The sequence below is a fragment of the Lysobacter enzymogenes genome (genome assembly GCF_023617245.1).
GTDB lineage: Bacteria > Pseudomonadota > Gammaproteobacteria > Xanthomonadales > Xanthomonadaceae > Lysobacter > Lysobacter yananisis.
In genome coordinates this window covers 1,090,863-1,115,080 of sequence record NZ_CP067396.1, presented here as the reverse complement: position 1 = coordinate 1,115,080, position 24,218 = coordinate 1,090,863, and the positions used below count along the sequence as shown (strand labels likewise).

15 protein-coding genes and 1 pseudogene are annotated in these 24,218 nt (G+C 70.3%); 10 read left to right on the top strand and 6 right to left on the bottom strand.

Features of this window, described 5'->3' with window-relative positions:
* Nucleotides 1–157: 157 nt before the first annotated feature.
* Both JHW41_RS04785 and hppD read right to left on the bottom strand, forming a co-directional pair.
* A complete protein-coding gene (locus JHW41_RS04785) occupies nt 158–658 on the bottom strand; it encodes a hypothetical protein (protein ID WP_057948948.1) in 501 nt (166 codons plus the stop codon).
* Between the two features lie 26 nt (nt 659–684).
* Complete coding sequence (hppD, locus tag JHW41_RS04780) at nt 685–1,776, bottom strand: 4-hydroxyphenylpyruvate dioxygenase (protein ID WP_250449211.1); 1,092 nt, start codon at nt 1,774–1,776, stop codon at nt 685–687.
* Between the two features lie 101 nt (nt 1,777–1,877).
* Between hppD and JHW41_RS04775 the strand changes: the two genes are divergently transcribed.
* Entirely contained in the window at nt 1,878–2,450 is a 573-nt protein-coding gene (locus JHW41_RS04775) for a MarR family winged helix-turn-helix transcriptional regulator (RefSeq protein ID WP_078998170.1), read from the top strand.
* A 369-nt stretch (nt 2,451–2,819) separates the two neighbouring features.
* Here JHW41_RS04775 and JHW41_RS04770 read toward each other — a convergent pair whose 3' ends face one another.
* Nucleotides 2,820–4,358 carry a peptide MFS transporter gene (locus tag JHW41_RS04770; RefSeq protein ID WP_250449210.1) on the bottom strand — a complete coding sequence of 513 codons (1,539 nt, stop codon included), beginning with the start codon at nt 4,356–4,358 and terminating at the stop codon, nt 2,820–2,822.
* A gap of 227 nt (nt 4,359–4,585) precedes the next feature.
* On the opposite strand from JHW41_RS04770, the pseudogene JHW41_RS26375 reads away from it, so the two are divergent.
* Nucleotides 4,586–4,639: pseudogene (locus JHW41_RS26375) on the top strand (hypothetical protein); the annotation flags it as partial.
* 104 nt (nt 4,640–4,743) lie between these two features.
* Here JHW41_RS26375 and JHW41_RS04765 read toward each other — a convergent pair.
* The gene (locus JHW41_RS04765) at nt 4,744–5,616 is read right to left on the bottom strand and encodes a tryptophan 2,3-dioxygenase (RefSeq protein WP_057948951.1); all 873 of its coding nucleotides are present in this window, start codon (nt 5,614–5,616) and stop codon (nt 4,744–4,746) included.
* A 342-nt stretch (nt 5,617–5,958) separates the two neighbouring features.
* On the opposite strand from JHW41_RS04765, the gene JHW41_RS04760 reads away from it, so the two are divergent.
* From JHW41_RS04760 to JHW41_RS04710, 8 genes are all read left to right on the top strand, one after another.
* The gene (locus tag JHW41_RS04760; RefSeq protein ID WP_250449209.1) at nt 5,959–9,486 is read left to right on the top strand and encodes a lamin tail domain-containing protein; all 3,528 of its coding nucleotides are present in this window, start codon (nt 5,959–5,961) and stop codon (nt 9,484–9,486) included.
* A 255-nt stretch (nt 9,487–9,741) separates the two neighbouring features.
* Entirely contained in the window at nt 9,742–13,245 is a 3,504-nt protein-coding gene (locus JHW41_RS04755; protein ID WP_284499530.1) for a lamin tail domain-containing protein, read from the top strand.
* A gap of 176 nt (nt 13,246–13,421) precedes the next feature.
* Nucleotides 13,422–16,682 (top strand): lamin tail domain-containing protein, encoded by a 3,261-nt coding sequence (locus tag JHW41_RS25940; RefSeq protein WP_284499529.1) that lies wholly within the window; start codon nt 13,422–13,424, stop codon nt 16,680–16,682.
* 772 nt (nt 16,683–17,454) lie between these two features.
* Nucleotides 17,455–18,525 carry a pyruvate dehydrogenase (acetyl-transferring) E1 component subunit alpha gene (gene pdhA, locus JHW41_RS04730; RefSeq protein WP_250449208.1) on the top strand — a complete coding sequence of 357 codons (1,071 nt, stop codon included), beginning with the start codon at nt 17,455–17,457 and terminating at the stop codon, nt 18,523–18,525.
* Nucleotides 18,522–19,553 (top strand): alpha-ketoacid dehydrogenase subunit beta, encoded by a 1,032-nt coding sequence (locus JHW41_RS04725; protein WP_250449207.1) that lies wholly within the window; start codon nt 18,522–18,524, stop codon nt 19,551–19,553. The genes pdhA and JHW41_RS04725 overlap by 4 nt, the downstream gene beginning before the upstream one ends.
* Nucleotide 19,554: 1 nt before the next feature.
* Nucleotides 19,555–19,905, top strand: a complete 351-nt coding sequence (locus tag JHW41_RS04720; RefSeq protein WP_057948957.1) for an SH3 domain-containing protein — start codon at nt 19,555–19,557, stop codon at nt 19,903–19,905.
* Between the two features lie 67 nt (nt 19,906–19,972).
* Nucleotides 19,973–21,340, top strand: coding sequence for a dihydrolipoamide acetyltransferase family protein (locus JHW41_RS04715; RefSeq protein WP_057948958.1), 1,368 nt, complete (start codon nt 19,973–19,975; stop codon nt 21,338–21,340).
* Nucleotides 21,341–21,628: 288 nt separating this feature from the next.
* Nucleotides 21,629–22,012, top strand: coding sequence for a VOC family protein (locus JHW41_RS04710; RefSeq protein ID WP_250449206.1), 384 nt, complete (start codon nt 21,629–21,631; stop codon nt 22,010–22,012).
* A gap of 88 nt (nt 22,013–22,100) precedes the next feature.
* Here the strand turns inward: JHW41_RS04710 and JHW41_RS04705 are convergent, their stop codons facing one another.
* Nucleotides 22,101–23,480 carry a sensor histidine kinase gene (locus JHW41_RS04705; RefSeq protein WP_078998178.1) on the bottom strand — a complete coding sequence of 460 codons (1,380 nt, stop codon included), beginning with the start codon at nt 23,478–23,480 and terminating at the stop codon, nt 22,101–22,103.
* The gene (locus tag JHW41_RS04700; protein ID WP_078998179.1) at nt 23,477–24,166 is read right to left on the bottom strand and encodes a response regulator; all 690 of its coding nucleotides are present in this window, start codon (nt 24,164–24,166) and stop codon (nt 23,477–23,479) included. Before JHW41_RS04700 ends, JHW41_RS04705 begins: the two co-directional genes overlap by 4 nt.
* Between the last annotated feature and the right edge of the window lie 52 nt (nt 24,167–24,218).

Genomic DNA, 24,218 nt, shown 5'->3' with positions numbered 1-24,218 from the left:
GATGTCGTTGGCTGCGGTGCTCATACGGGCTCGCTATCGGACTCGCTATGCGGTTGATCGCCGCGCGCGTCGGCGGCGTGGCGCCGCCGTTCGACGACGCCGTTTCGAATCTTCGCGGCCGCGCACCGGCGCTCCAGCGCCGGCGCGGCCGCCGCCTTCACATGACCGGGCGGTGTCCCAGGGAGCGCTCGGTCGAGGACTCGATCGACAGCGCCAGCGCGCCGGCCAGTTCCAGCACCCGCGCGGTGTCCTTGCGCCACACCAGCAAGGCATTCAACTGGTCGCTGAAACTGTCGTCGAGCAGCATCAACCGATAACCGCCGCCGTCCTTGCCGCGCTCGGCCAGCAGCGGGTCGAGCCAGGCGAAGTACTCGTCCGGCAGATACCCGCGCCCATTGGCGTGACGCGGGAAATCGGCCAGCGGCTCGGCGAAGAAATCGCTGACCTGCTCGTGCACTTCGTCGATCTTGTCGCCGACGGCGAGGTGGTTCACCAGTTTGAACACGATCGCGTTCTGGATCAGCTCTTCCGGCGAAGGATCGTCCATCCAGTCCAGATCCGGATCGTCGCCGGCGTTTTCGATCGACGCCACCAGCTCCGCCAGTTCCTCCGGATCGAGTTCCCGGCAGGTCAACAGGTCGATCAGTTCCTTGAGCATGTCCACGGCCTTGCGAGGAGGAGCGCTTATAGTACGCCGCGCTTCATCTGGTCGCGTTCGATGCTCTCGAACAGGGCCTGGAAGTTGCCCTCGCCGAAGCCTTCGTTGCCCTTGCGCTGGATGATCTCGAAGAAGATCGGGCCGATCGCGTTCTGGGTGAAGATCTGCAGCAGCTTGCGCTGGTGGGTTTCCGGATCGGCGTCGATCAGGATCTTGTTCTTGGCCAACCGGGCGACGTCTTCCCCATGATTGGGCACGCGCATGTCGATCACGTCGAAATAGGTGTCCGGCGTGTCCAGGAACTCCACGCCCTGCGCGCGCATCGCCTCGACGGTGTCGTAGATGTTGTCGGTGAAGCAGGCGATGTGCTGGATGCCCTCGCCCTTGTAGGCGTCGAGGTATTCGTTGATCTGGCTCTTGGGGTCGTTGGACTCGTTGAGCGGGATGCGCACGATGCCGTCCGGCGCGGTCATCGCCTTCGACACCAGGCCGGTCTTGGCGCCCTTGATGTCGAAGTACTTGATCTCGCGGAAGTTGAACAGGCGCTCGTAGTAGTCCGACCACTTCTGCATGTTGCCGAAGTACAGGTTGTGGGTCAGGTGGTCGATGAAGGTCAGGCCGAACCCGGTCGGGTTCTGCTCGGCGCCGGCGATCGGCTCGTAGTCGGCGTAGGCGTCGCCCTTGTCGCCGTACTGGTCCACCAGGTACAGCATGCAGTCGCCGATGCCCTTGACCACCGGCGCGTCGATCACGCGGGTGTCGGCGCGGTCGGTCACCGCTTCGCCGCCGTTGGCGAGCACCGCCTTGAGCACGTCGCCGGCCGGCTGCTTGAAGCGGATCGCGAAACCGCTGGCGCAGGGGCCGTGGGCTTCGGCGAACGCGGAAGCGAAGCTGTCGGGGGTCTCGTTGACCAGGAAGTTGACCCCGCCCTGGCGGTAGACGGTGACCGGGCGCGACTTGTGCTTGAGCACGGCGCTGAAGCCGAGCTTGCGGAAGTAGTCGTGCAGCAGGGCGCCCTGGCCCTTCGGCGCGGCGAACTCGACGAACTCGAAGCCGTCGATGCCGAGCGGATTTTCGAAGGTGGTGACCTGCATGCCGAGGTTGGGCTGTGCATTCATGGCATTGTTCTCGATACGTGGCGGGCGGGTCCGCTGCGGGCGGCCTCAGGAAAGTAGCCGTTATAGTTTCAAATGAAACCATAAGCAAGGCATAGCGCAACATGAATCGACCGACTTCCCAATCCGGGGCCGCGGCTCCGTCCGCGACCGGCGCGCCTGAACAGGCCCCGGCCGCGCCGCAGCGCGCGGCCGCACGCGCCAGCGGCCGTCACGCCGAGCTCGACCTCGACCACTTCCTGCCCTACCGCCTGTCGGTGCTGTCGAACCGGGTCAGCGGCGCGATCGCCCGGGTCTATTCCGAGCGCTACGCGCTGAGCGTGACCGAATGGCGGGTGATGGCGGTGCTCGGGCGCTTCCCCGAGCTGTCGGCCAACGAGGTCGCCCAGCGCACGGCGATGGACAAGGTGGCGGTGAGCCGCGCGGTGGCGCGCCTGACCGAGGCCGGCCGGCTGGAGCGCGACACCCACGACGACGACCGCCGCCGCTCGGTGCTGCGGCTGTCGCCGGACGGCTACAGGATCTACGACGAAGTCGCGCCGATGGCGCTGGCGTTCGAGCAGCGGCTGCTGGCCGGGATCGAGACGGCCGAACGCGACGCGCTGTTCCGGCTGCTGGACCGGCTGGACGAGCTGGAGATGCAGGCCGAGGCCGAGATGGCGGCCGAATCGCGCTGAAGTTCCGGTTGCGCCGTGTAGGAGCGGCGCAAGCCGCGACCGCGAAAACACAGCCACGACGGCCGCACCGAACAACCCGGCTTGCGGCTCTGCGACGACGGTTGCGCCGTCGCTGCGTTGTCGCGGTCGCGGCTTGCGCCGCTCCTACGGGGGGCGCTGCGGCTGCGGGTCTATTTCCGCCGGTTTGCGAGGTAAGAGATCAGCCACACCGCGCCGGCCGCGCCGCCGATCAGCGCGAACAGGATCAACCAGTGGAAGATGCCGACGTTCATCGCGGGCGCTCCTTGTGCCTCGCCTGTCGCGCACCATCGCACGAACGAAAACGGCGGCCAAGCGGCCGCCGTTTTCGCGTTCAAACCCGCGGCGCGATCACTTCACGCCGTGCATCAGCTTCTGCACCAGCGGCGCGATCAGGAACAGCAGCACGCCGGCGCCGACCAGGGCCCAGAAGCCGAAGGTGTAGCCGCCGAGCGCCGAGGTCGTGGTCATGCCGCCTTCGCCGCTGACGTGGCCGGCGAAGATGCCCGAGAGGTTGTTGCCGATGCCGGTCGACAGGAACCAGCCGCCCATGCCGAAGCCGACCAGGCGCACCGGCGCCAGCTTGGTCACCATCGACAGGCCGATCGGCGACAGGCACAGCTCGCCGATGGACTGGATCCAGTACACCGCGAACAGGGTCCAGAACGGGATCTTGCCGTTGTCCAGCAGGTTGCCCAGGGCGAACATCAGCAGCAGGAACGCCAGGCCGTTGAAGATCAGGCCCAGGCCGAACTTGCGCGGGATCGAGGGATTGGCCTTGCCCATCGCGACCCAGATCCAGGCGATCAGCGGGGCCAGGGTAATGATCGCGACCGAGTTGACCGACTGGAACCAGGCGGTCGGGAACACGCGCTCGCCGCTGAGGCTGTAGACCAGGTCGGCGAGGCCGCCGGTGAAGATGTCGCGGTCGACGATCTTGTCGGCGAGGAAGGTGAAGGAGCTGCCGGCCTGCTCGAAGAACATCCAGAACAGGATGTTGAAGGTGAAGATGATCAGCATCGCGACGACCTTGTCGCGCTGCTGCGAACCTTCGCGGAAGCCTTCGGCCAGCAGCAGGCCGCACAAGCCCAGGAACATCGCGGTCAGCACGCCCTGCAGCGCGCCGGCGCCCATGGCGAGCAGGAAGTACACGACCGGGATCGCGACCACCGCGCCGAGGAACACGTACAGCACCTTGCGCGGGTCCTGCTGGCCTTCCGGCGGCACGCCGATGCCCTTGAGGCCGGCGCGGCCGAACCAGAACCACACCAGGCTGATCAGCATGCCGATGCCGGCGGAGATGAAGACGATCTTGTAGTCCGGCAGCGATTCGCTGCCGAAGATCTTCTGCGCCAGGTACTGGGTCAGCAGCGGCGCCAGCATCGCGCCGAGGTTGATGCCCATGTAGAAGATGGTGAAGCCCGAGTCGCGGCGTTCGTCGCCGACCGCGTAGAGCTTGCCGACCATGGTCGAGATGTTCGGCTTGAACAGGCCGTTGCCGCAGATGATCGTGGCTAGGCCGAGCTTGAAGATCTGCTCGTTCGGCAAGGCGATCATGAACAAGCCCGCCGACATGATCACCGCGCCGAGCAGGATCGAGCGCTGGTAGCCGAGGATGCGGTCGGCGACGTAGCCGCCGAAGATCGCCGCGGCGTAGACCAGGGCCAGGTAGGCGCCGTAGACGCGGTTGGCCGGCGCCTCGCCGGCGGCGTCGCCGCCGTGGAACTGGTGGACGATGTACAGCACGAGCGCCCAGCGGATGCCGTAGAAGGCGAAGCGCTCCCAGAATTCGGTCATGAACAGCATCCACAACGGCTTGGGATGGCCCAGCCGCGTGGAGAATTCGGGAATGGGCGCCTGGCCCTGGGTCGGTATCGCGGCTCCGCTCATGCGGTGTCCCCTGTCGTGTGGAAACTGAATGAAAATCCCACGCCGACGGCACGGGCCGGGGAGATTTACCGGCACAGGCCGGCGGCGTCAAACATTCGTGAAGGTGCGGGGCGCGTGTTGCGGCGCAACATTCGTGCTTGCAAATGCCTGAACGGGCGAGGATTTTGCGCCGGGCGGGTCGGGAAAGTCCGGCTTCTGGCGGGCTTCTTGCCGCTATCGGGTGACAACTGTCATGGTTTGCGGTTTGGTGCGCGGCGAGCTGGCGCGAAAGCGTCGGGGCTGAAGCCCCTCCCACAACAGCCGGCGTCGGCCGGAACTGGCGCTTGTGGGAGGGGCTTCAGCCCCGACGCTTTCCGCTCCGCCGCGACGCCGCCGCGGACGCCGCTCAGGCCCCATACCCCCCGGCCGGGGCCAGGGTGGTGCGCACCGAGAACAGTTCCGGGAAGAAGGTCAGCTCCAGCGCCTGCCGCAGGAAGCCGACCCCGCTGGAGCCGCCGGTGCCGCGCTTGAAGCCGATGATGCGCATCACCGTGCGCATGTGGCGGAAGCGCCACAGCTGGAACTGGTTCTCCAGGTCGACCAGGTCCTCGCACAGCGCGTACTCGCGCCAGTACACGTCGGTGTTCTCGTAGATGCGCTCGAACACCGGCTGCAGTTCGGCGTCGGCCACGTGCGGCTGGCGCCAGTCGCGCTGCAGGTGCGCGGCCGGCACGGCATGGCCGAAACGCGCCAGATACATCAGGAATTCGTCGTACAGGCTCGGCGCGGCCAGCGCGCGCTCCAGGTCGGCCTGGCCGTTGGGGTCGTAGGCGAAGACCTTGAGCATGTCCTCGTTCTTGTTGCCGAGCATGAACTCGATGGTGCGGTACTGCAGCGACTGGAAGCCCGAGGACGGGCCCAGCGTCTCGCGGAAGCCCATGTATTCCGACGGCGTCAGCGTCTCCAGCACCGACCATTGCTCGGTCAGCAGGCGCAGCACCTGCTTGCAGCGCGCGAGGATCTTCTGGCATTGCCAGACCTGGTCGCGGCGCAGGTGCGCCAGCGCGGCGCTGAGCTCGTGGATGATCAGCTTCATCCACAGCTCCGAGACCTGGTGCTGGACGATGAAGAGCATCTCGTCGTGATGCCCGGGTTGCGACAGCGGGCGCTGCGCCGACAGCAACTTGTCCAGTTGCAGGTAGCCGCCGTAGGTGATGCGTCCCTGCAGGTCGGTATGGATACCGTCTTCCAGTTCGCGCTGGTTCTTCTCTACGGACATCGGGGGCTCTTGGCGGCAAGCGCCGGGCACGGCAGGGGCGCAAAGCGTAGCGCATCCGGACCGCGGCCGGAGGCGCGCGCGGTTGCCGCGAACGGGCCGCATCGCGACGCCTCGCGCCGCACGCGGGCGCATCGCTCCGCGGCTGCCTGCTTCACGACGGCTTGCTCCGCGACCGCGCGCTGCGCGGCCGCTGTCGCATCGAGCGCCGGCCGCGCCGAACGCGGATGCGTCCGCGACGCCGGTCACGCGGTCGCGGCCGGTGCGACGCGCGAAAACTAAAATGGTCGCGCCTGCCCACCGTCGCAACGGTCCAGTCTGCAGGCGCACTTTCAAGGGGATTCCATGCAAAAACTCGCTAGCCGCGCACTCGCGGCCGGTATCGCCGTGGCCTTGTCCGGCACCGCCGGCGCCCAGGTCGTCATCTCCCAGGTCTATCCCAACGCCGGCGCCAACGGCTATCACGCCGATTACGTCGAGCTGCACAACACCGGCAACGCCACCGTCAATCTCGGCGGCTGGAGCCTGCAGTACGCGCAGCAAGGCAGCGGCTGGCAGCGCACCCAGATCAGCGGCACCCTGCCGCCCGGCGGCTACTACCTGATCCGCATGGGCACTACCACCGCGGGCCGCGCGCTGCCGACGTCCAACTTCAGCAGCCCGACCAGCATGGCCCCGCAGTCGGGCAAGCTCGCGCTGCTGTCCGGCGGCGGCACGCTCGCCCAGGCCTGCCCGAGCGCGCAAGCGGGGCTGGTCGATCTGTTCGGCTACGGCGCGACCGATTGCTACGAAGGCAGCGCGCGCGCGGCCGTCGTCTCGCCGCTCAACGCCTACCTGCGCAAGAACGACGGCTGCCAGGACAGCCAGTCCAACGCCGCCGATTTCTCGGTCGCCTCGGCCGCCCCGCGCAACGCCGCGTCGGCGCGCCTGGTCTGCGCGCCGACCCTGCCGAAGCTGAGCGTGCAGCCGGTGGCCAAGGCCGAAGGCCACAGCGGCGTCACCCCGTTCGAATTCGAACTCAAGCTCGACGCTCCCGCCGGACCCACCGGCGTGGATTGGTCCGTGCACATCAGCGGCACCGGCACCGCCACGCCGGATGCGGACTACACGCCGATCAACCTCAGCGGCCGGATCGAGCCCGGCCAGAATTCGGCGCGCTTCGTCCTGCCGGTGCGCGGCGACAGCGAGGTCGAAGCCGACGAAACCGTGACGCTGCAGATCAAGGTCCACGCCGGCGCGACCACCGCCAACGGCGACTACCTCGACACCGTCGCGACCCTCCTCAACGACGACACCGCGCCGCCGCCGACGATGAGCGTGGCGAACGTCGCGCGCAGCGAAGGCCACGACGGCTACGCGCCGTTCGAATTCGAACTGAAGCTGGACCGTCCCGCCGGCGCGGGCGGCGCGCAATGGCGCGCGCTCAGCGTCGACGGCGGCACCGCCACGGCCGGCGCCGACTATCTGCCGATCGACCTGGCCGGCACCATCGCCGAAGGCCAGAGCGCGGCCAGGTTCGCCCTGCCCGTGCGCGGCGACACCGTGCCGGAAGCCAACGAAACCGTGAAGCTGCGCATCGACCTGGGCGCCGGCGCGCGCGCCGCCGACGGCAGCGCCAGCCTCGCCACCGAAGCGGTCATCCTCGACGACGATCCGCTGATCACCCCGATCCACGCGATCCAGGGCCGCGGCGAGCGCTCGCCGATGCTCGGCCAGCAGGTCCAGGTCGAAGGCATCGTCACCGCGATCGTCAAGGACGGTTTCTTCCTGCAAGCGCCGGCGACCGAAGCCGACGCCGATCCGCTGACCTCCGAAGCGCTGTTCGTGCAGACCGGCACCGCGCCGAATCCCAACCTGCAGGCGTTGCGGGTGCGCGCGGTCGGCATCGTCGCCGAACTGTACGCGCCGGGCGATCAGCCCGACCGCGCGTCGATGACCGCCATCGTCGCCACCAACCCGGCGCAGAACGTCGGCAACGTGCGCCAGCCGCTGCCGCCGGCATTGGTCCGGCTGCAACCCGATCCCGGTCTCGGCGCGGCCGGCTACGAAGCCTTCGAAGGCATGCGCGTGCAGCTCGACGACCGCCTCGTGATCGGCGCGACCGGCGGCCGCACCGATGCGGGCCTGGAAACCACGGTCAGCGACGGCGTGTTCTATCTCCTCGACGGCGCCGCCGACGCGCCGCCGCCGATGCGCGAACCCGGCGCGCGCTACGGCGTGCGCGACAACGGCGCGCCGGCCGGCTGGATCCCGCGTTGGGACGGCAATCCCGAGGCCATCGGCGTGGACAGCGCCGCGACCGGCCGCGCGCCGTTCGATGTCGCCGTCGGCGCGCGCGTGGGCAACGCGGTCGGTCCGCTCGATCAACGCAGCGGCCGCTACACCGTGATCCAGCAGGCCGACCAGGCGCTGCTCGCGCTGGCGCCGGCACCGGCGCCGAGCGGCGTCGACGCGGCCGATCCGTACCGCCCGCCGGTCGATGTGGCGTACTACGACCTCGGCGCGTTCCACGACGAAATCAGTCCGCCCAACTCCGGCCAGCCGGCGAGCCAGCCGTTCGCGGTCGAGCGGCGCCTGGACAAGCTCGCCGAAGGCATCGTCGGCAAGCTGCGCCTGCCGCACATCGTCGCGATCGGCGGCGTCGAGAACCGCGCGCTGCTGGAACGCCTCGCGCAACGGATCGACCAACGCGCGGCGACCGCCGGCCAGGCGAATCCGAACTATCGCGCGGTGTCGTTGGAAAGCGATTCGCCGCTGCAGTTGGGCTTCCTGCTGCGCAGCGATCAGGTCGGGCCGGCGCCGCGGGTGCTGCTCGACGGCCACGTCCAGATCGGCTGCGAGGAAACCCTGGCGCTGCCGTCGGGCGACTGGATGCCGCTGTTCGAGCAGGCGCCGCAGTTCGTCGACGCGACGGTGCGCGACAACGGCGCCGAGTTCCGCCTGCGCGTGCTGCTGGCCGCGCTGGCGCCGCTGGACGGCAGCGACGCCGACAGCGCGCAAGGCCGCGCGCTGCGCTCGCGCCGCCACGCCCAGGCCGATTTCCTCGCGCGCTGGGTGCAGCAACATCAGCAGGCGGCGGGCGCGCTGCCGCTGCTGGTGCTCGGCGATCTGCAAGGCTTCGGCTTCGGCGACGGCTACACCGATCCGGTCGGCACGCTCATCGGCAAGCCCAGCGATCCGCTGTGGACGCTGGTGCCGGGCGACGGCATCGATCGCGTCGATCCGAACCTGATCGCGCTGACCGCCACCGGCGCCGACGGCGAACGCTATTCCTCCATCGTCGAAGGCTCGCGCCAGCAGTTGCAGCACGCACTCGCCGACGAGAGGCTGGTGGCGGCCACCGATGCGATCGAGTTGCGCCACGCGCGCATCAACGCCGGCCAGCCGGCGACGGCGCGCAACCAGGCCGGCAGCGAACTGCGCGCGGCGAACGCCGATCCGCTGCATGTGCGGCTGTTGCCGCGCACCCATGCCGATCTGTCGCTGTCGGTGCAGGCGCCGCAGCCGCCTACCGCGGGCCAATGGCTGGAGTACCGCGTGGTTGTCGACAACCTCGGGCCCGACGACGCGCATGGCGTCGGCGTCGGCATGGCGCTGTCGCAGGCCTTCGACCGCGTGCGCGTGCAGGCCCCGCCGGACTGGAACTGCGGCGCGCCGCAGATCGAGGCCGGCCGCACCAGCGCGGCGTGTTCGGCGCCGCGCATGTGGCGCGACAGCGGCGCGTCGCTGAGCCTGTTCGTGCTCACCTACGCCGACCAAGCCGGCACCGACCTGACCCTGGCCGCGTCGGCGACCGCGCAATCGGCCGATCCGCAACCCGGCAACAACGCCGCCCAGGCCAGCGCGAGGCTGACCGCGGCACCGGCGCCGTAAAACCCTGAACAGGCGCCACGCCGCCGCACCGAGGGGTGCGGCGGCGCACTGCCGGGCACGCGCCGAACCACGGGCCGGGCGCGTCCGCGCATGCTGCACTGCATCGCACGGCATCGCATAAAACGATTACGTGCACATTACCGATGGCAGAACTCGCACTGCGTCATCGCATTGCAACGCCAGAAAGTGAGTATTCGTGCACAATCCAGCTGTCTGCGGCCGGGGAGGCCGGCAGACGCTCACTTGGGGAACTACATGGACAAGAACACGAGCCGCCTCTGGGCGGCGGTGGTATTGGCTTTCGCCTCGGCCGGCACGGCCCAGGCGCAGGTCGTAATCAGTCAGGCTTACGGCGGCGGCGGCAACTCCGGCGCACCGGTCAAGAGCGACTACATCGAGCTGCACAACAACGGCGCCACCGCGGTCGACCTGACCGGCTGGAGCGTGCAGTACGCGTCGGTCACCGGCACCAGCTGGCAAGTCACCACGCTCAACGGCTCGATCGCGCCCGGCGGCTATCACCTGGTCAAGCAAGGCGACGGCGCCGGCAGCCAGCCCGCGCTGCCCACGCCCGACTCGGTCGGCGCGATCAACATGTCCGGCGCCAACTTCAAGGTCGCGCTGGTCAACAACATCGTCGCGCTCAGCGGCGCGTGCCCCGCCGGCACCATCGATCTGCTCGGCGTCGGCCCCACCGCCAATTGCGCCGAAGCCAACGCGCCGACCCCGGTGGTGAGCAACTCCACCTCGGCGATGCGCAACGACAAGGGCTGCGTCGACACCAACAACAACGCCGCCGACTTCTCCATCGCCACCATCACCGCCACCTCGCCGCGCAACAGCGCCTCGCCGGCGTTCGTGTGCGGCGGCGTCGGCCCGGTGCTGCCCGCGCTCAGCGTCGCCGACGTCTCGGCCGACGAAGGCAACAGCGGCACCACCGTGTTCACCTTCACCGTGAGTCTGAGCCAGCCGGCCGGCGCCGGCGGCGTGAGCTGGAAGGCCTCGACCATCGACGGCACCGCCACCGCGGGCAGCGATTACGCGGCCGTGTCCGATCTCGCCGGCACCATCCCGGCCGGGCAGAGCAGCGCCACGGTCGCGGTCAGCGTCAACGGCGACACCGTTTCGGAAGCCAACGAAACCTTCAAGCTGCGGTTCCAGAACATCAGCGGCGCGACCCCGGCCGCGCCTGGCTTCGTCGACGCCACCGCGACCATCGTCAACGACGACGTCACCGTGATCGCGATCCACGACATCCAGGGCAACGGCGCCAAGTCGCCGCTGGAGAACCAGGTCGTCACCACCGAAGGCGTGGTCACCGCGCGCAAGAACAATGGCTTCTACCTGCAGGCCACCGACGCCGAAGCCGATGCCGACCCGATGACCTCCGAGGGCATCTACGTCTTCACCAGCTCCGCGCCGACCGCGGCCGTCGCCGTCGGCAACCGCGTGCGCGTGACCGGCACGGTCGCCGAGTACATTCCGGCCGCCGACCCGGGCCAGCTGCCGCTGACCGAACTGACCTTCGCCACCTACAACCAGATCGGCACCGCGCCGTTGCCGGTGCCGGTGGTGCTGCCGGTGGTGCAGCCGACCTCGCCGCTGGACGCGCTTGAGCCGTACGAGGGCATGCGCGTGGCGATCCAGAGCTTCAAGGTCACCGCGCCGAATCAGGCCAACTCGGTCAACGAGACCAACTTCACCAGCACCAACCGCAGCTTCTTCTACGGCGTCATCGGCGACGTGCCGCGGCCGTTCCGCGAAGCCGGCATCCCGCCGGGCACCAACCCGCCGGCCGGCACCGTCCCGCCGATCCCGCGCTGGGACGGCAACCCGGAGCTGATGGTCGTCAACAGCGACGCGATCGGCGGCGCCAAGCTCGAGTTCGCCGCCGGCACGGTCATCGCCGGCCTGGTCGGCCCGCTGGACTACAGCTTCCGCCGCTACACCCTGCTGATCGAACCCGGCGCCGCGCTCAACGTGACCCCGGCGCCGCAGCCGCGTCCGTCGGTGGAGACGGTCGATCCGAACGCGGTGTCGGTCGCCGGCTACAACATGCAGCGCCTGTTCGACACCGTCGACGATCCGAACATCAAGGAACCGCTGCCGACCGCCGACGCCTACGCGCGGCGCAAGCAGAAGGCCTCGATCGGCATCCGCGACTATCTCAAGACGCCGGACATCCTCGGCGCGGTCGAGATCGAAAACCTGAGCACGCTGCAGGACTTGGCCGCGAAGATCAACGCCGACGCGGTCGCCAACGGCCAGCCGAACCCGAACTACGTCGCTTACCTCGAGGAAGGCAACGATCCGGGCGGCATCGACGTGGGTTACCTGATCAAGACCGCCGAAGTGCTGCCGGGCAAGCCGCGCGTGGAAGTGCAGGCGGTGACCCAGGTCGGCAAGGACACCCTGTGGGTGCAGCCCGACGGCAACAGCGACGAGCTCAACGACCGTCCGCCGCTGGTGCTCGACGCCGTCGTCCACTACGCCGACGGCCGCGCGTTCCCGCTGACCGTGGTGGTGGTGCACCAGCGTTCGCTGAGCAAGGCCGAAGAGGTCGGCAGCGAGGGCGACCGCGTTCGCCTCAAGCGCCAGCGCCAGGCCGAGTTCCTGGCCACCTACGTCAACCAGCGCCAGACCCAGAACCCGGCCACCCGCCTGATCGTGCTCGGCGACTTCAACGCGTTCGAGTTCAACGACGGCCTGACCGACGCGATGGGCACCGTGATCGGCGCGCCCAGCCCGGACGACGCCACCGCCGTGCCCGGCGACGGCGCCGACCTGGTCGAGCCGAACCTGATCAACCTGGCCAGCACCATCGACCCGATGGAGCGTTACTCGTACAGCTTCGACGGCCAGGCCCAGAGCCTCGACCACACCCTGGTCAACGAGGAAATGGTCGTCGCCACCAGCTCGATCAAGTTCACCCACGCCCGCATCAACGCCGACTACCTGGAAGCCAACCGCGCCGACGCCAACTCGCCGACGCGCATGTCCGACCACGACCCGATGGTGACCTACCTGGTGCCGCGCGAAATCGCCGATCTGGGCGTGACCGCGGCCGCCAGCGCCACCTCGGTGCAGGTCGGCCAGAGCATCGGCTACACCGCGGTCGCGACCAACCACGGTCCGGGCCGCGCCGACGCGGTCGGCGTGGGCTTCGCCCTCGACGCCGAACTGCCGTCGCTGAGCGTGACCAAGCCGGCCGAGTGGACCTGCGACGCACCGCAGATCGCCTCGGGCAAGACCTCGGTCGCCTGCCGCACCGGCGCCCTGGCCAACGCCGCCAACGCCAACTTCGCGCTGTCGGCCAACGCCACCGCCGACCTCGCCGGCAAGACGGTCAAGCTGGCGGTCAGCGGCGAAACCACCTCGCAGGACGCGGTCGCGGGCAACAACGCGGCCGAAGCCAGCGTGGCGGTGATCGCCCAGGACGACGGCACCCCGGCGCTGCTCAACGGCAAGGCCGTGGAACTCGGCGGCGCCGCCGGCGAAGCCAAGACCTTCCGCCTGGACATCCCGGCCGGCGCGCGCGGGCTGCGGATCATCACCCAGGGCGGCACCGGCGACGTCTCGCTGTACGCCAAGCGCGGCGCGCGTCCGAGCGCGACCGACTACGACCTGCGTTCGATCCGCAGCGGCAACAACGAAGCGGTGTTCTCCACCGTGCCGCAGGCCGGTACCTGGTACGTGACCGTGCAGGGCGGCGCCACCGCGTTCGCCCGGGTGCTGTTGCTCGCCAACTTCTCGCCCTGAGCCTCGCGCCCATAGCGACGACCCAGACCCCGGCTTCGGCCGGGGTCTTTTTTTTTGGCCCGACGCCGCCGCGGATTTTTTCGCCGCGGCGCCGCCGCATCGCCGAATCTGCGACGTCGGTCAGGCACACTCTGCGCACCGCCGCAGGAGCGTCGGTCCAGTCAACAGGGAATGCCATGAACAAGTCAGGGGGCCGCCTGTTGGCGGCAGCGCTGGCCTTCGCCGCGGCCGGCTCGGCCCAGGCGGGGGTCGTCATCAGCCAGGTCTACGGCGGCGGCGGCAGCGCCGGCGCCAGCTACTCGCACGATTTCATCGAGTTGCACAACAACGGCGACACCGCGGTCAGCCTCAACGGCTGGTCGATCCAGTACAACCTGGCGCCGAGCCCGGCGCCGTGGCAGCGCACCGCCCTGTCCGGCAGCATCGCGCCGGGCGGCTACTACCTGATCCAACAAGCCAGCAGCGGCGTCGCCGGCCTGCCGCCGCTGCCCGCGGCCGACGCCGTCGGCACGATCCAGATGCAGACCAGCGGCGGCAAGCTGGTGCTGGTCGACCACAACGGCGCGCTCAGCGGCGCCTGTCCGTCGCCGCGCATCGACGCGGTCGGCATCAGCGGCTCGGCCACCTGCTCGGAAACCCGGCCGCTGCCGGTCGTGCTGACGGTGACCACCGCCGCCGCGCGCAAGGACGGCGGCTGCAACGACACCGGCGACAACGCCGCCGACTTCGAAACCGCGACGCCGGCGGCGCGCAATTCGGCGTCGCCGGCGCGCCTGTGCAGCGGCGGACTGCCGCAACTGCGGATGCAGGACCTCGCCCTCGACGAAGGCAACGCCGGCCAGACCCTGGCGACGGTGCGGGTGCTGCTCGACCGCCCGGCCGGCCCCGGCGGCGCCAGCTTCGCCTTCGCCACCCGCGACGGCAGCGCCCGCGCCGGCGAGGACTACGCCCAGACCGCCGGCAACGCCAGCATCGCCGCCGGCCAGAGCGAGACCACGCTGAACGTCCCGATCTTCGGCGACACCGCGCCGGAGCCGAACGAAACCTTCTTCGTCGACGTCTCCAACCTCGCCGGCGCCACCGGCGCGGACGTCTCCGCGCAAGTCACCATCAACAACGACGACATGGCGATCACCGCGATCGAGGCCGTGCAGGGCACCGGCCCGGTCTCGCCGCTCAACGGCCTGCCGGTGACGGTCGAAGGCATCGTCACCGCGCGCCGCGCCGACGGCTTCTTCCTGCAGTCGGGCGCCGGTTCGCAGCCCGGCCCGGCCCCGTCCGCGATCTACGTCGCGGTCGGCTTCGAGCCGCCGGCCAGCGCCGGCATCGGCAACCGGGTGCGGGTCAGCGGCACCGTGGTCGAGTACGCACCGATCGGCCAGGCCGGCCGCGGCACCCGCACCCAGATCGCCGGTTCGCCGCTGATCACATTGCTGCAAACCGATCAGCCCCTGCCCGACCAGGTCCGCGACCTCGCCACCGTCGCCAGCGGCGATCTGGAGCGCTACGAAGGCATGCGCATGGTCGTGCATTCCCTGCGCGTCGTCGCGCCGGCCGACGGCATCCTCGACGAAGCCCAGGCGCGCGCGCGCAGCCGCGGGCTGATGTACGTCACCGCGGCCGGCACCACGCCGCTGCGCACGCCGGGCATCCGCTACGGCGATCCGTTTCCGCCCGGCGGCGACGTCGAATCCGGCGACTGGCACTACGAGACGCTCGTGCTCGACGCCACCTCGACCCAGGGCCATAAGGAGATGAACCTGTCGGAGGACACCAGCGTCATCGACGCGCACGGCGTCGTCGACTTCGTCGATGGCCGCTATGTCCTGCTGCTGGATTCGGAGAACACGCCCGATTACGGCGGCTACGAGCTCGCCGACGGCGCCATCGCCCTGGTTGCCGCCGCGCAGGCCGACCTCACCGACGGCCCCGGCGTCTCCATCGCCACCTTCCCGGCCCTGCGCCTGTTCGACGCGACCGACGCCGCCGGCATCGCCGAGCCGGTGTTGAGCGTGGCCGCGTTCGAGCGCCGCCTCGCCAAGCTGTCGCTGGCGGTGCGCGGCTACCTCAAGCAACCCGACGTGATCGGCTTCACCGACGTGGAGAACCTCGCCACGCTGCAGGCGCTGGCGACGCGCATCAACGCCGACGCCGTCGCCGCCGGCCAGTCCAGCCCGCAGTACGCCGCGCACCTGCTCGAAGGCAACGACGCGCTCGGGCTCGACGTGGGTTATCTGGTCAAGACCGCCGACGTGCTGCCCGGCAAGCCGCGCGTGCAGGTGCTGCAGGTCGCGCAGATCGGCAAGGACACGTACTGGGTCGGCGCCGACGGCAACACCTCGCGGCTCAACGACCGCCCGCCGCTGGTGCTCGACGCGGTCGCGCATTACGCCGACGGCCTGGCCTTCCCGTTCAGCGCGGTGCTGGTGAGCCAGCATCCGGCCGACGGCATCGTCGCCAACGACCTGGCCGGCCAGCAGGTGCGGCTCAAGCGCCAGCGCCAGGCCGAGTTCCTGGCCGGCTACGTCAACCAGCGCCAGAGCGCCGAACCCAACACCCGGCTGGCGGTGCTGGGCGACTTCAACGCGCCCGAGTTCAACGACGGCTACGCCGACGTGCTCGGCGTGGTCGCGGGCGCGCCGAGCCCGGACGAGACCACCGGCGTGCCCGGCGACGGCGCCGACCTGGTCGAGCCGAACCTGGTCAACCTGACCAGCCTGATCCCGCAGAACCTGCGCTACTCGTCCTTCCTGGACGGCCTCGGCCACAAGCTCGACCACATCCTGGTCAACGAAGCCATGGTCGGCGCGACCTCGGCGATCGAGATCCAGCGCGCCAGGATCAATATGGGCAAGCCGGAGTACCTGCGCGAACAGGCCGATTCGCCGGCGCGCGAATCGCTGCGCGATCCGTCGGTGGCCTACCTGATCCCGCCGCCGCGCGCGGACGTGGCGGTGAGCCTCTCCCATCCGTCGTATGTGTCGCCGAACCAGAGCTACGTCTTCACCGTCACCGTGACCAACCGCGGCCCCAGCCGCGCGCGCAACGTCGGCGTCGGCTTCGCCATCTCCTCGCTGAGCGTCTCCAGCCGCGTCAGCGCTCTGGACGCGCCGTCCGGCGACGGTACGCCCACCTTCGCCAACGCGATCTTCCCGGTGCCCGCCGGCTGGACCTGCGAAGACCCGCTGGCGAGCGGCGAGCAGAACACCTTCGCCTGCAACGCCGCGACGCTGGAGGTCGGCGCCAGCACGGTGTTCACCATCACCGGCCCGGCCGCGCTGGTGCCGAACTTCATCAACTACGGCGTGACCTTGGCGGTTTCGGCCGACGCCACCTCCATCGACGCGCAGCAGGACAACAACAGCGCGGGGGGCACGATCCAGGCGGTGTATACCCCCGGTCCGCCGGATCCTTGCTGCGTCGTTTCGGACATGTGATCGCGCTCGGCCTCGCGCATCCGCGCGCGGCGCAGCGGCCGACGTCCGGCCACGCCGCGCGCGGGTGCGCGACCACCGACTTGCGATCGCCCGCGAACTCCGGCCGCCCGCCGGAGTTCGCGCTTCACCCACGGCACGTTTCACCCACGGCGCGCTTCGCCCATGGCGCATTTGCCGATACGGGCGGTTGGGGCATCGATGCACCCGCCGCGCGCCGCCAGCGAGCGGCGGGTGCAAAGTCCGCCGCACGCGAACCATGCCGAACGGCACGATTCGTCGCAGGCCGCGCGCTTGTCATCGATACCGATGCCCACCCGCCACGCGGCGCCCGCACGCTACGCTGGCCTGCACGCGCCACCGCCGGTCGTCAGTCCGATACGGTACGGTGGCCCGCGAACGCATCCGCATCGCGCACGCGCCCCGCGCCTAACTGCCGGACGCGCATGAGAAAACCCCGGCCCGCGCGGAGATTCGCCGACGCCGCCCGCGCCGCCGCGAACCGCGCGAATTGCGACGCCTAGCGTTTTTCCTTGCGCAATGCATGCCGCAGCGCGCAACGGCGCTTAACGCCGCTTTCGGTATCATCCGCGCCATGACGCAGCGCCCCGCCAGCATCGAACGCGGGGCGCCGCGGCTTTAGCCCGGCCCGGAACCTCCGTCGCTTCACGACGGTCTCCGGACCCAGCCGTCTGAAGCTGACCAGCGCGCCCGGCACTGGATCCGGGACCGGAACGATTCGGACCTCATCCCCACCCGTGAGGACCTTCTCCCGATGACCGTCGCCGCGACGTTCGAAATCGAATACCTCCAATACCTCGGCGCCGACGGCAAGCCCGTCGCGCAGATCCCGGACGCGTTCAAGGACGCCAACACCCTGCTGCCGCTGTTCAAGCAGATGCTGTTCGTGCGCACCTTCGACAGCAAGGCGATCGCCTTGCAGCGCACCGGCAAGCTCGGCACCTACGCCGCGTGCCTGGGCCACGAAGCCACCCATGTCGGCATCGGCGCGTCGATGAAACCCGACGACGTGTTCGCGCCGAGCTACCGCGAATACGGCGCCCAGTTCATGCGCGGCGTGCAGCCGCGCGAAGTGCTGATGTACTGGGGCGGCGACGAGCGCGGCAACGACTTCGCCGGTCCGCGCAAGGACTTCGCCTGGTCGGTGCCGATCTCGACCCAATGCCTGCACGCCGCCGGCGCCGCGCTGGCGTTCAAGCTGCGCAAGGAACAGAACCTCGCCGTGGCCTGCTGCGGCGACGGCGGTTCGTCCAAGACCGACTTCTACGCCGCGCTCAATTCCGCCGGCGCTTACCAACTGCCGCTGATCCTGTGCGTGATCAACAACGGCTGGGCGATCTCGGTGCCGCGCAAGGCCCAGACCGGCGCCAAGACGCTCGCGCAGAAGGGCATCGCCGGCGGCCTGCATTGCCTGCAGGTCGACGGCAACGACCTGATCGCGGTGCTCGAAGGCATGCGCCGCGCGGCCGAACTCGCGCGCAACGGCGACGGCGGTAGCGTGATCGAGTTCATGACCTACCGCCTGCACGACCACACCACCGCCGACGACGCGCGCCGCTACCGCGACGACGCCGAGGTCAAGGACGCGTGGACGCGCGACCCGATGCCGCGCCTGCGCACCTACCTCACCGACCAGGGCGTGTGGAACGAAGAACTGGAAAAGGCCTGGCTGGAGGAATGCGGCAAGAAGGTCGACATCGAGATCAACGCCTATCTGGAAACGCCGGTGCAGCCGGTCGAGGCGATGTTCGATTTCCTTTACGGCGATATGCCGGCGGACCTCGCCGCGCAACGCGAGCAGGCGCTGCAGGAGAACCGTCGATGAACGCCGCCACCCAGAGCAAGATCGACACCGCGCAGACGGCCGCGACGCCGGCCGCGATCACCCTGATCGAGGCGATCACCCAGGCGTTGGCGTACGAGATGCGCAACGACCCGAGCGTGCTGGTGCTCGGCGAGGACGTCGGCGTCAACGGCGGCGTGTTCCGCGCCACCGCCGGCCTGCAGCAGATCTTCGGCAGCGAACGCGTGCTCGACACGCCGCTGGACGAAACCACCATCGCCGGCCTCAGCGTCGGCCTCGCCGCGCAGGGCATGAAGCCGGTGGCCGAAGCGCAGTTCGACGGTTTCGTCTATCCGATGCTCGACCACCTGATCTGCCACGCCGCGCGCCTGCGCCACCGCACCCGCGGCCGCCTGAGCTGCCCGCTGGTGTTGCGCGTGCCGTGGGGCGGCGGCATCCGCGCGCCGGAACACCACAGCGAGGCCAACGAATCGCTGTTCACCAACGTGCCGGGCCTGCGCGTGGTGCTGCCGTCCTCGCCGGCGCGCGCGTACGGCCTGCTGCTCGCCGCGATCCGCGACCCGGACCCGGTGATCTTCTACGAGCCCAAGCGCATCTACCGCCAGTACAAGGAAATCGTCGCCGACGACGGCGAGGCGCTGCCGCTGGACGTGTGCTACGTGCTGCGCGACGGCAGCGACATCACCCTGGTCAGCTGGGGCGCGCAGGTCAAGGAAACCCTGGAAGCCGCCGACAAGCTCGCCGGCGAAGGCATCAGCGCCGAAGTGATCGACGTGGCCACGCTGAAGCCGCTGGACTTCGCCACCATCGCCGAATCGGTGGCCAAGACCGGCCGCTGCGTGATCGTGCACGAAGCGCCGAAGACCGCCGGTTTCGGCGCCGAGATCGCCGCGCGCCTGGCCGAGGAGTCGATGTACGACCTGCTCGCGCCGGTCGAGCGCGTCACCGGCTTCGACACCCACATCCCGCTGTTCCGCCTGGAAATGAAGTACCTGCCCAGCGTCGACAAGATCGTCGCCGCGGCCAAGCGCGCGCTCGGCCACGGCTGACATGCGCGCCGTCGTCCTCGCCGACTACCGCAGCCAGTATCCCGACCCGATCGCGTTCGCGCGCGGCGCGGTGGTGCGGCTCGGCGAGCGCGACGACGAATGGCCGGCGTTCGCCTGGACCACGCTCCACGACGGCCGCGCCGGCTGGGCGCCGCTGCGCTGGCTGCGCCCGCTCGGCGACGGCCGCGCGCAGGCGCTGCGCGACTACGACGCGCGCGAGCTCGACGTCGCCGCCGGCCAGGACCTGCGCCTGATCGACGAGCACGGCGGATGGTGGTGGGCGCAACGCGACGACGGCGCGCAGGGCTGGGTCCCGGCGCGCCACCTGCAAACGATAGCCGAGGGCGCCTGACCGCGCCGATGCCAAGGACGACGCCGGCCCCGCCGCGTCGCCAACCTACTCAAGAGACCGACGAGTTATGAGCGATACCAAGACCTTCCTGCTTCCCGACCTCGGCGAAGGCCTGCCCGACGCGACCATCGTCGAATGGGCGGTCAAGGTCGGCGACACCATCCGCCTCGACGACACCCTGGTGTCGATGGAGACCGCCAAGGCGGTGGTCGAAGTGCCCTCGCCCGTGTCGGGCAAGGTGCTCAAGCTGGCCGGCGCCGCCGGCGATGTGATCGTCACCGGCACCATGCTGGCCGAGTTCGAGATCGATCCGAACATGCCGCAGCGCGCCGACGGCCAGGACACCGGCCACCACCACGGCGGCGGCCATGCCGCGCCGGCGGCCGCGCCCGCTCCCGCCAAGACCGAAGAAGCGCCGGCCAAGGCCGAAGGCAACGAGCGCGCCGACAGCGGCACCGTGGTCGGCGCGATGCAGTCCTCCGACGCCGTGCGCAGCGAGCAGGCGGTCGCGGTCGGCGGGGTCAAGGCGATGCCGGCGGTGCGCGCGCTGGCGCGCAAGCTCGGCGTCGACCTGGGCCGCGTGCGCGCCACCGGCGCCGACGGCACGGTCAGCAGCGACGACGTCAAGCGCGCCGCCGCCGACGGCTCCGCCAAGATCGGTTCCGCACCGGCCGCCGCGGTCGCGCCGCGCGCGGCCGCCGTCGCCGAGGCGCCCGCGCCCGCCGCCGCGCCCGCGCGCAGCACCCTGTCGCAGTCGGGCCGGCCGATGCGCACCCAGCCGCCGGGCGCCGCCGTCACCGGCCAGCCCGAGCAGCTCAAGGGCGTGCGCCGCAACATGGCGCGGGTGATGGCCGACGCGCACAGCAAGGTCGTGCCGACCACGCTCGCCGACGACGCCGACATCCACGCCTGGCTGCCGGGCAACGACATCACCGGCCGCCTGGTGCGCGCGATCGTGGTCGCGTGCAAGACCGTGCCCGCGCTGAACGCCTGGTTCGACGGCGACAAGCTCACCCGCACCCTGCATCCGCACGTCGACATCGGCATCGCCGTGGACACCGACGACGGCTTGTTCGTGCCGGCGCTGCGCAACGCCGACGTGCTCGACCCGCGCGGCGTGCGCGAGGCGATCAACCGCCTGCGCGCGCAGGTCGAGGACCGCAGCATTCCGGCGTCGGAACTCAGCGGCTACACCATCTCGCTGTCGAACTTCGGCATGTTCGCCGGCCGCTACGCCACCCCGGTGGTGGTGCCGCCGACGGTCGCGATCGTCGCCGCCGGCAAGGGCCGCCACCAGATGACGCCGGTCATGGGCGGATTCGAATCGCACAAGGTGATCCCGCTGTCGCTGACCTTCGACCACCGCGCCTGCACCGGCGGCGAGGCGGCGCGGTTCCTCAAGGCGATGATCGACGATCTGGCCCGGGCCAACTGAGGCTCGCGTCCGTCCCTCTCCTTGCGCGGAGAGGGACGGGCGGCGCGATCGGACACGAAAGCATCGGGCCTGAAGGCCCTCCCACAAGAGCAGGCGACAACGCCGCTTTGGTGGGAGGGCCTTCAGGCCCGATGCTTTCCGCTCCGACATCGCGCAACTCCGCACCCAGCCGCATTCGACGGCGGCGGTCACGAACGCGAGCCTCCGCCGCGCCGAACCCGCGCATCGACACTACCGCCGCGACAGCGAACGAGGCAGGCTGGCCGTCCACCCGCACAGGAGACCGCCATGGCCCACCGCAGCCGCTTGGCCGGATTCATCATCGACTGCGAGACCGGCGAGATCGACCAGGCCGCGCGCTTCTGGGGCGGCGCGCTGGGCCTGGCCCCGGGCGAAGTCGAGGACGACGAAGGCGCGCTCTACGTCAGCCTGCCCGACCATCCCACCCACCTGTACGTCGCGGTGCAGAAGGTCGATCACCCCTCGCGCGTGCACCTGGACATCGAAACCGACGACCTCGACGCCGAAGCCGCGCGCCTGGAAACACTCGGCGCGAAGAAGCTCAAATTCGTCAAACGCTGGTGGGTGATGCAAGCGCCGACCGGGCATCGCTTCTGCGTGGTCAAGATGCATCACCCGGACAAAGGCCCGGCGCCGAACGTCTGGGAGTGACTGTGGCGGGAGGGCCTTCAGGCCCGATGCTTTCCGATCCGCCGACCGCGGCTGAGACAAGAGCATCGGGCCTGAAGGCCCTCCCACGTCAGCCCTCGCCTTTGCCGCGAGCCGCCGCCAACGGCAGCGCCACCCGGAAACACGCGCCGCCGCCCTGCGCGTCCGTCGCCTCGACCGCGCCGCGATGCAGGCGCACGATGTCGCGCACCAGGTTGAGGCCGACGCCAGCGCCGCGTTCGTGCGGCTGCAGGCGGAAGAAGCGTTCGAACACGTGCTCGCGGTGCGCCGGCGGAATGCCCGGCCCTTCGTCGCAGACCTCGACCACGCCGTCGCTGGCTTCGATCGCCACCCGGATCGTCACCGTGCCGCGGTTGCCGCCGTACTCGATCGCGTTCTGCACCAGGTTCACCAGCACCCGCTCCAGCGCCAGCGCGTCGCCGTTGACCGGCACCGGCCTGGCCAAGGCGTCGAACGCCAGTTCGTAGCCCGCGGCGATCGCCAACGGCGCCAGGTCGGCGGCCACGCGCTGGCCGATTTCGCCCAGGTCCAGCGCTTCCAGCTGCGGCTCGGGCCGGTCCAGGCGCTGCAGGTCGAGCAAGTGCTCGGCCAGCACCGACATGCGCGCCACGTCCTGCAGCAGGCGCTCGCGCTCGGGCAAGGCCGGCATCGATTCCAGCCGCGCGCTGAGGATCGCGATCGGCGTGCGCAACTCGTGCGCGGCGTCGGCGAGGAAGCGCCGGCGCCGCTCGAAACCGTCGTCGTAGCGCGCCAGCGCGCCGTTGACCGCGCTCACCAGCGGCCGCACCTCGTCGGGCACGCCGGCCTCGGGCAGGCGCGCGCCGCGCCGCTCCACGTCCAGCGCGCGCGCCTGCGCGATCACCGGCTCCAGGCTGCGCAGCGACCAGCGCACCACCATCGGCGTGGCGATCGCGGTCACCAGCGCCATCACCGCCAGCAACGGCAGGATCAAGGTGGCGAACAACGACAGCGCCATCCACATCAGCCGCGAGGCCGACATCACCCGGCCCTTCTCGGTGGTCAGGATGCGGACCTCGCCGAAGCCGGCGTCCACCCGCTTGAGCCGCGCGCCGGCGATGCGGTCGTCGCCGAACAGGTAACCCAACCGCGCCTGGCTGACCCGGTCGAGCGCGCCGCCGATGCCGGCGAACTCGGCCGGCACCGGGCCATGGCGCAGTTCGCGCCCGGCTTCGTCGCGGATCACGTACCACAGCCGCGGCATTTCCTCGCGCAGCTCGCGCAGGTCGGCGGTATCGCGCAGGCTCAGGCGGCCGTGCGCGTCGCGCTGCAGCGCGTTCTGCAGCACTTCCACCGCGTTGTCCTCGTCGACCGCGACGTTGGCCGCGTGCAGGCTCAGCGCCACCAGCACGCCGAACGCGGTCAGCAACAGGCATTGCAGGCCGAGCATCCGCCACAGCAGGCGCGCGCGCAGCGACGGGGCGGCCTTCATGCGCCCTCCGGCAGCGCGCTTTCGCGCAGCAGATAACCGACCCCGCGGATGCCGTGGATCTCGACCCCGGCGCCGGCCTCGGCCAGGCGCCGGCGCAGGCGCGAGACGTGGGCGTCGAGGGTGTTGGACTGGATCTCGTCGTCGTAGCCGTACACCGCCTGCTCGATGGTCTCGCGCAGCACGGTGCGGCCGCGCCGGCGCAGCAGCGCTTCCAGCAGCAGCAGTTCGCGCCGCGGCAATTCCAGCGCGCGGCCGTCGACTTCGCCGGTGCGCGCGTCCAGGTCGAACGCCAGCCGGCCGATGCGCACGCTGTCGGTCTCCGCGCGCGGCGGCCGCCGGCGCAGCGCGCGCAGCCGCGCCAGCAGTTCTTCCACCGCGAAGGGTTTGACCAGATAGTCGTCGGCGCCCGCGTCGAGCCCGACCACGCGGTCGCTGAGCTCGCCGCGCGCGGTCAGCACGATCACCGGGGTGTCCAGCCCGCGCGCGTGCAGGCGCGGGATCAGCGCCAGCCCGTCGCCGTCGGGCAGGCCGCGGTCGAGCACGATCACGTCGTGCGCCTGGCTCGCCGCCGCCGCCTCGCCCTCGGCCAGGCTGCCGGCGTGGTCGGCGACCATGCCGTAGCGCTTGAGCGCGGCGACCAGGGCCGCGGCCAGTTCGGGTTCGTCTTCGATCAGCAGGATGCGCATGCGCCGATCATCGCCCGCCGGCGCCCGCCGCGTACCGTGCCATCGGTGCTCT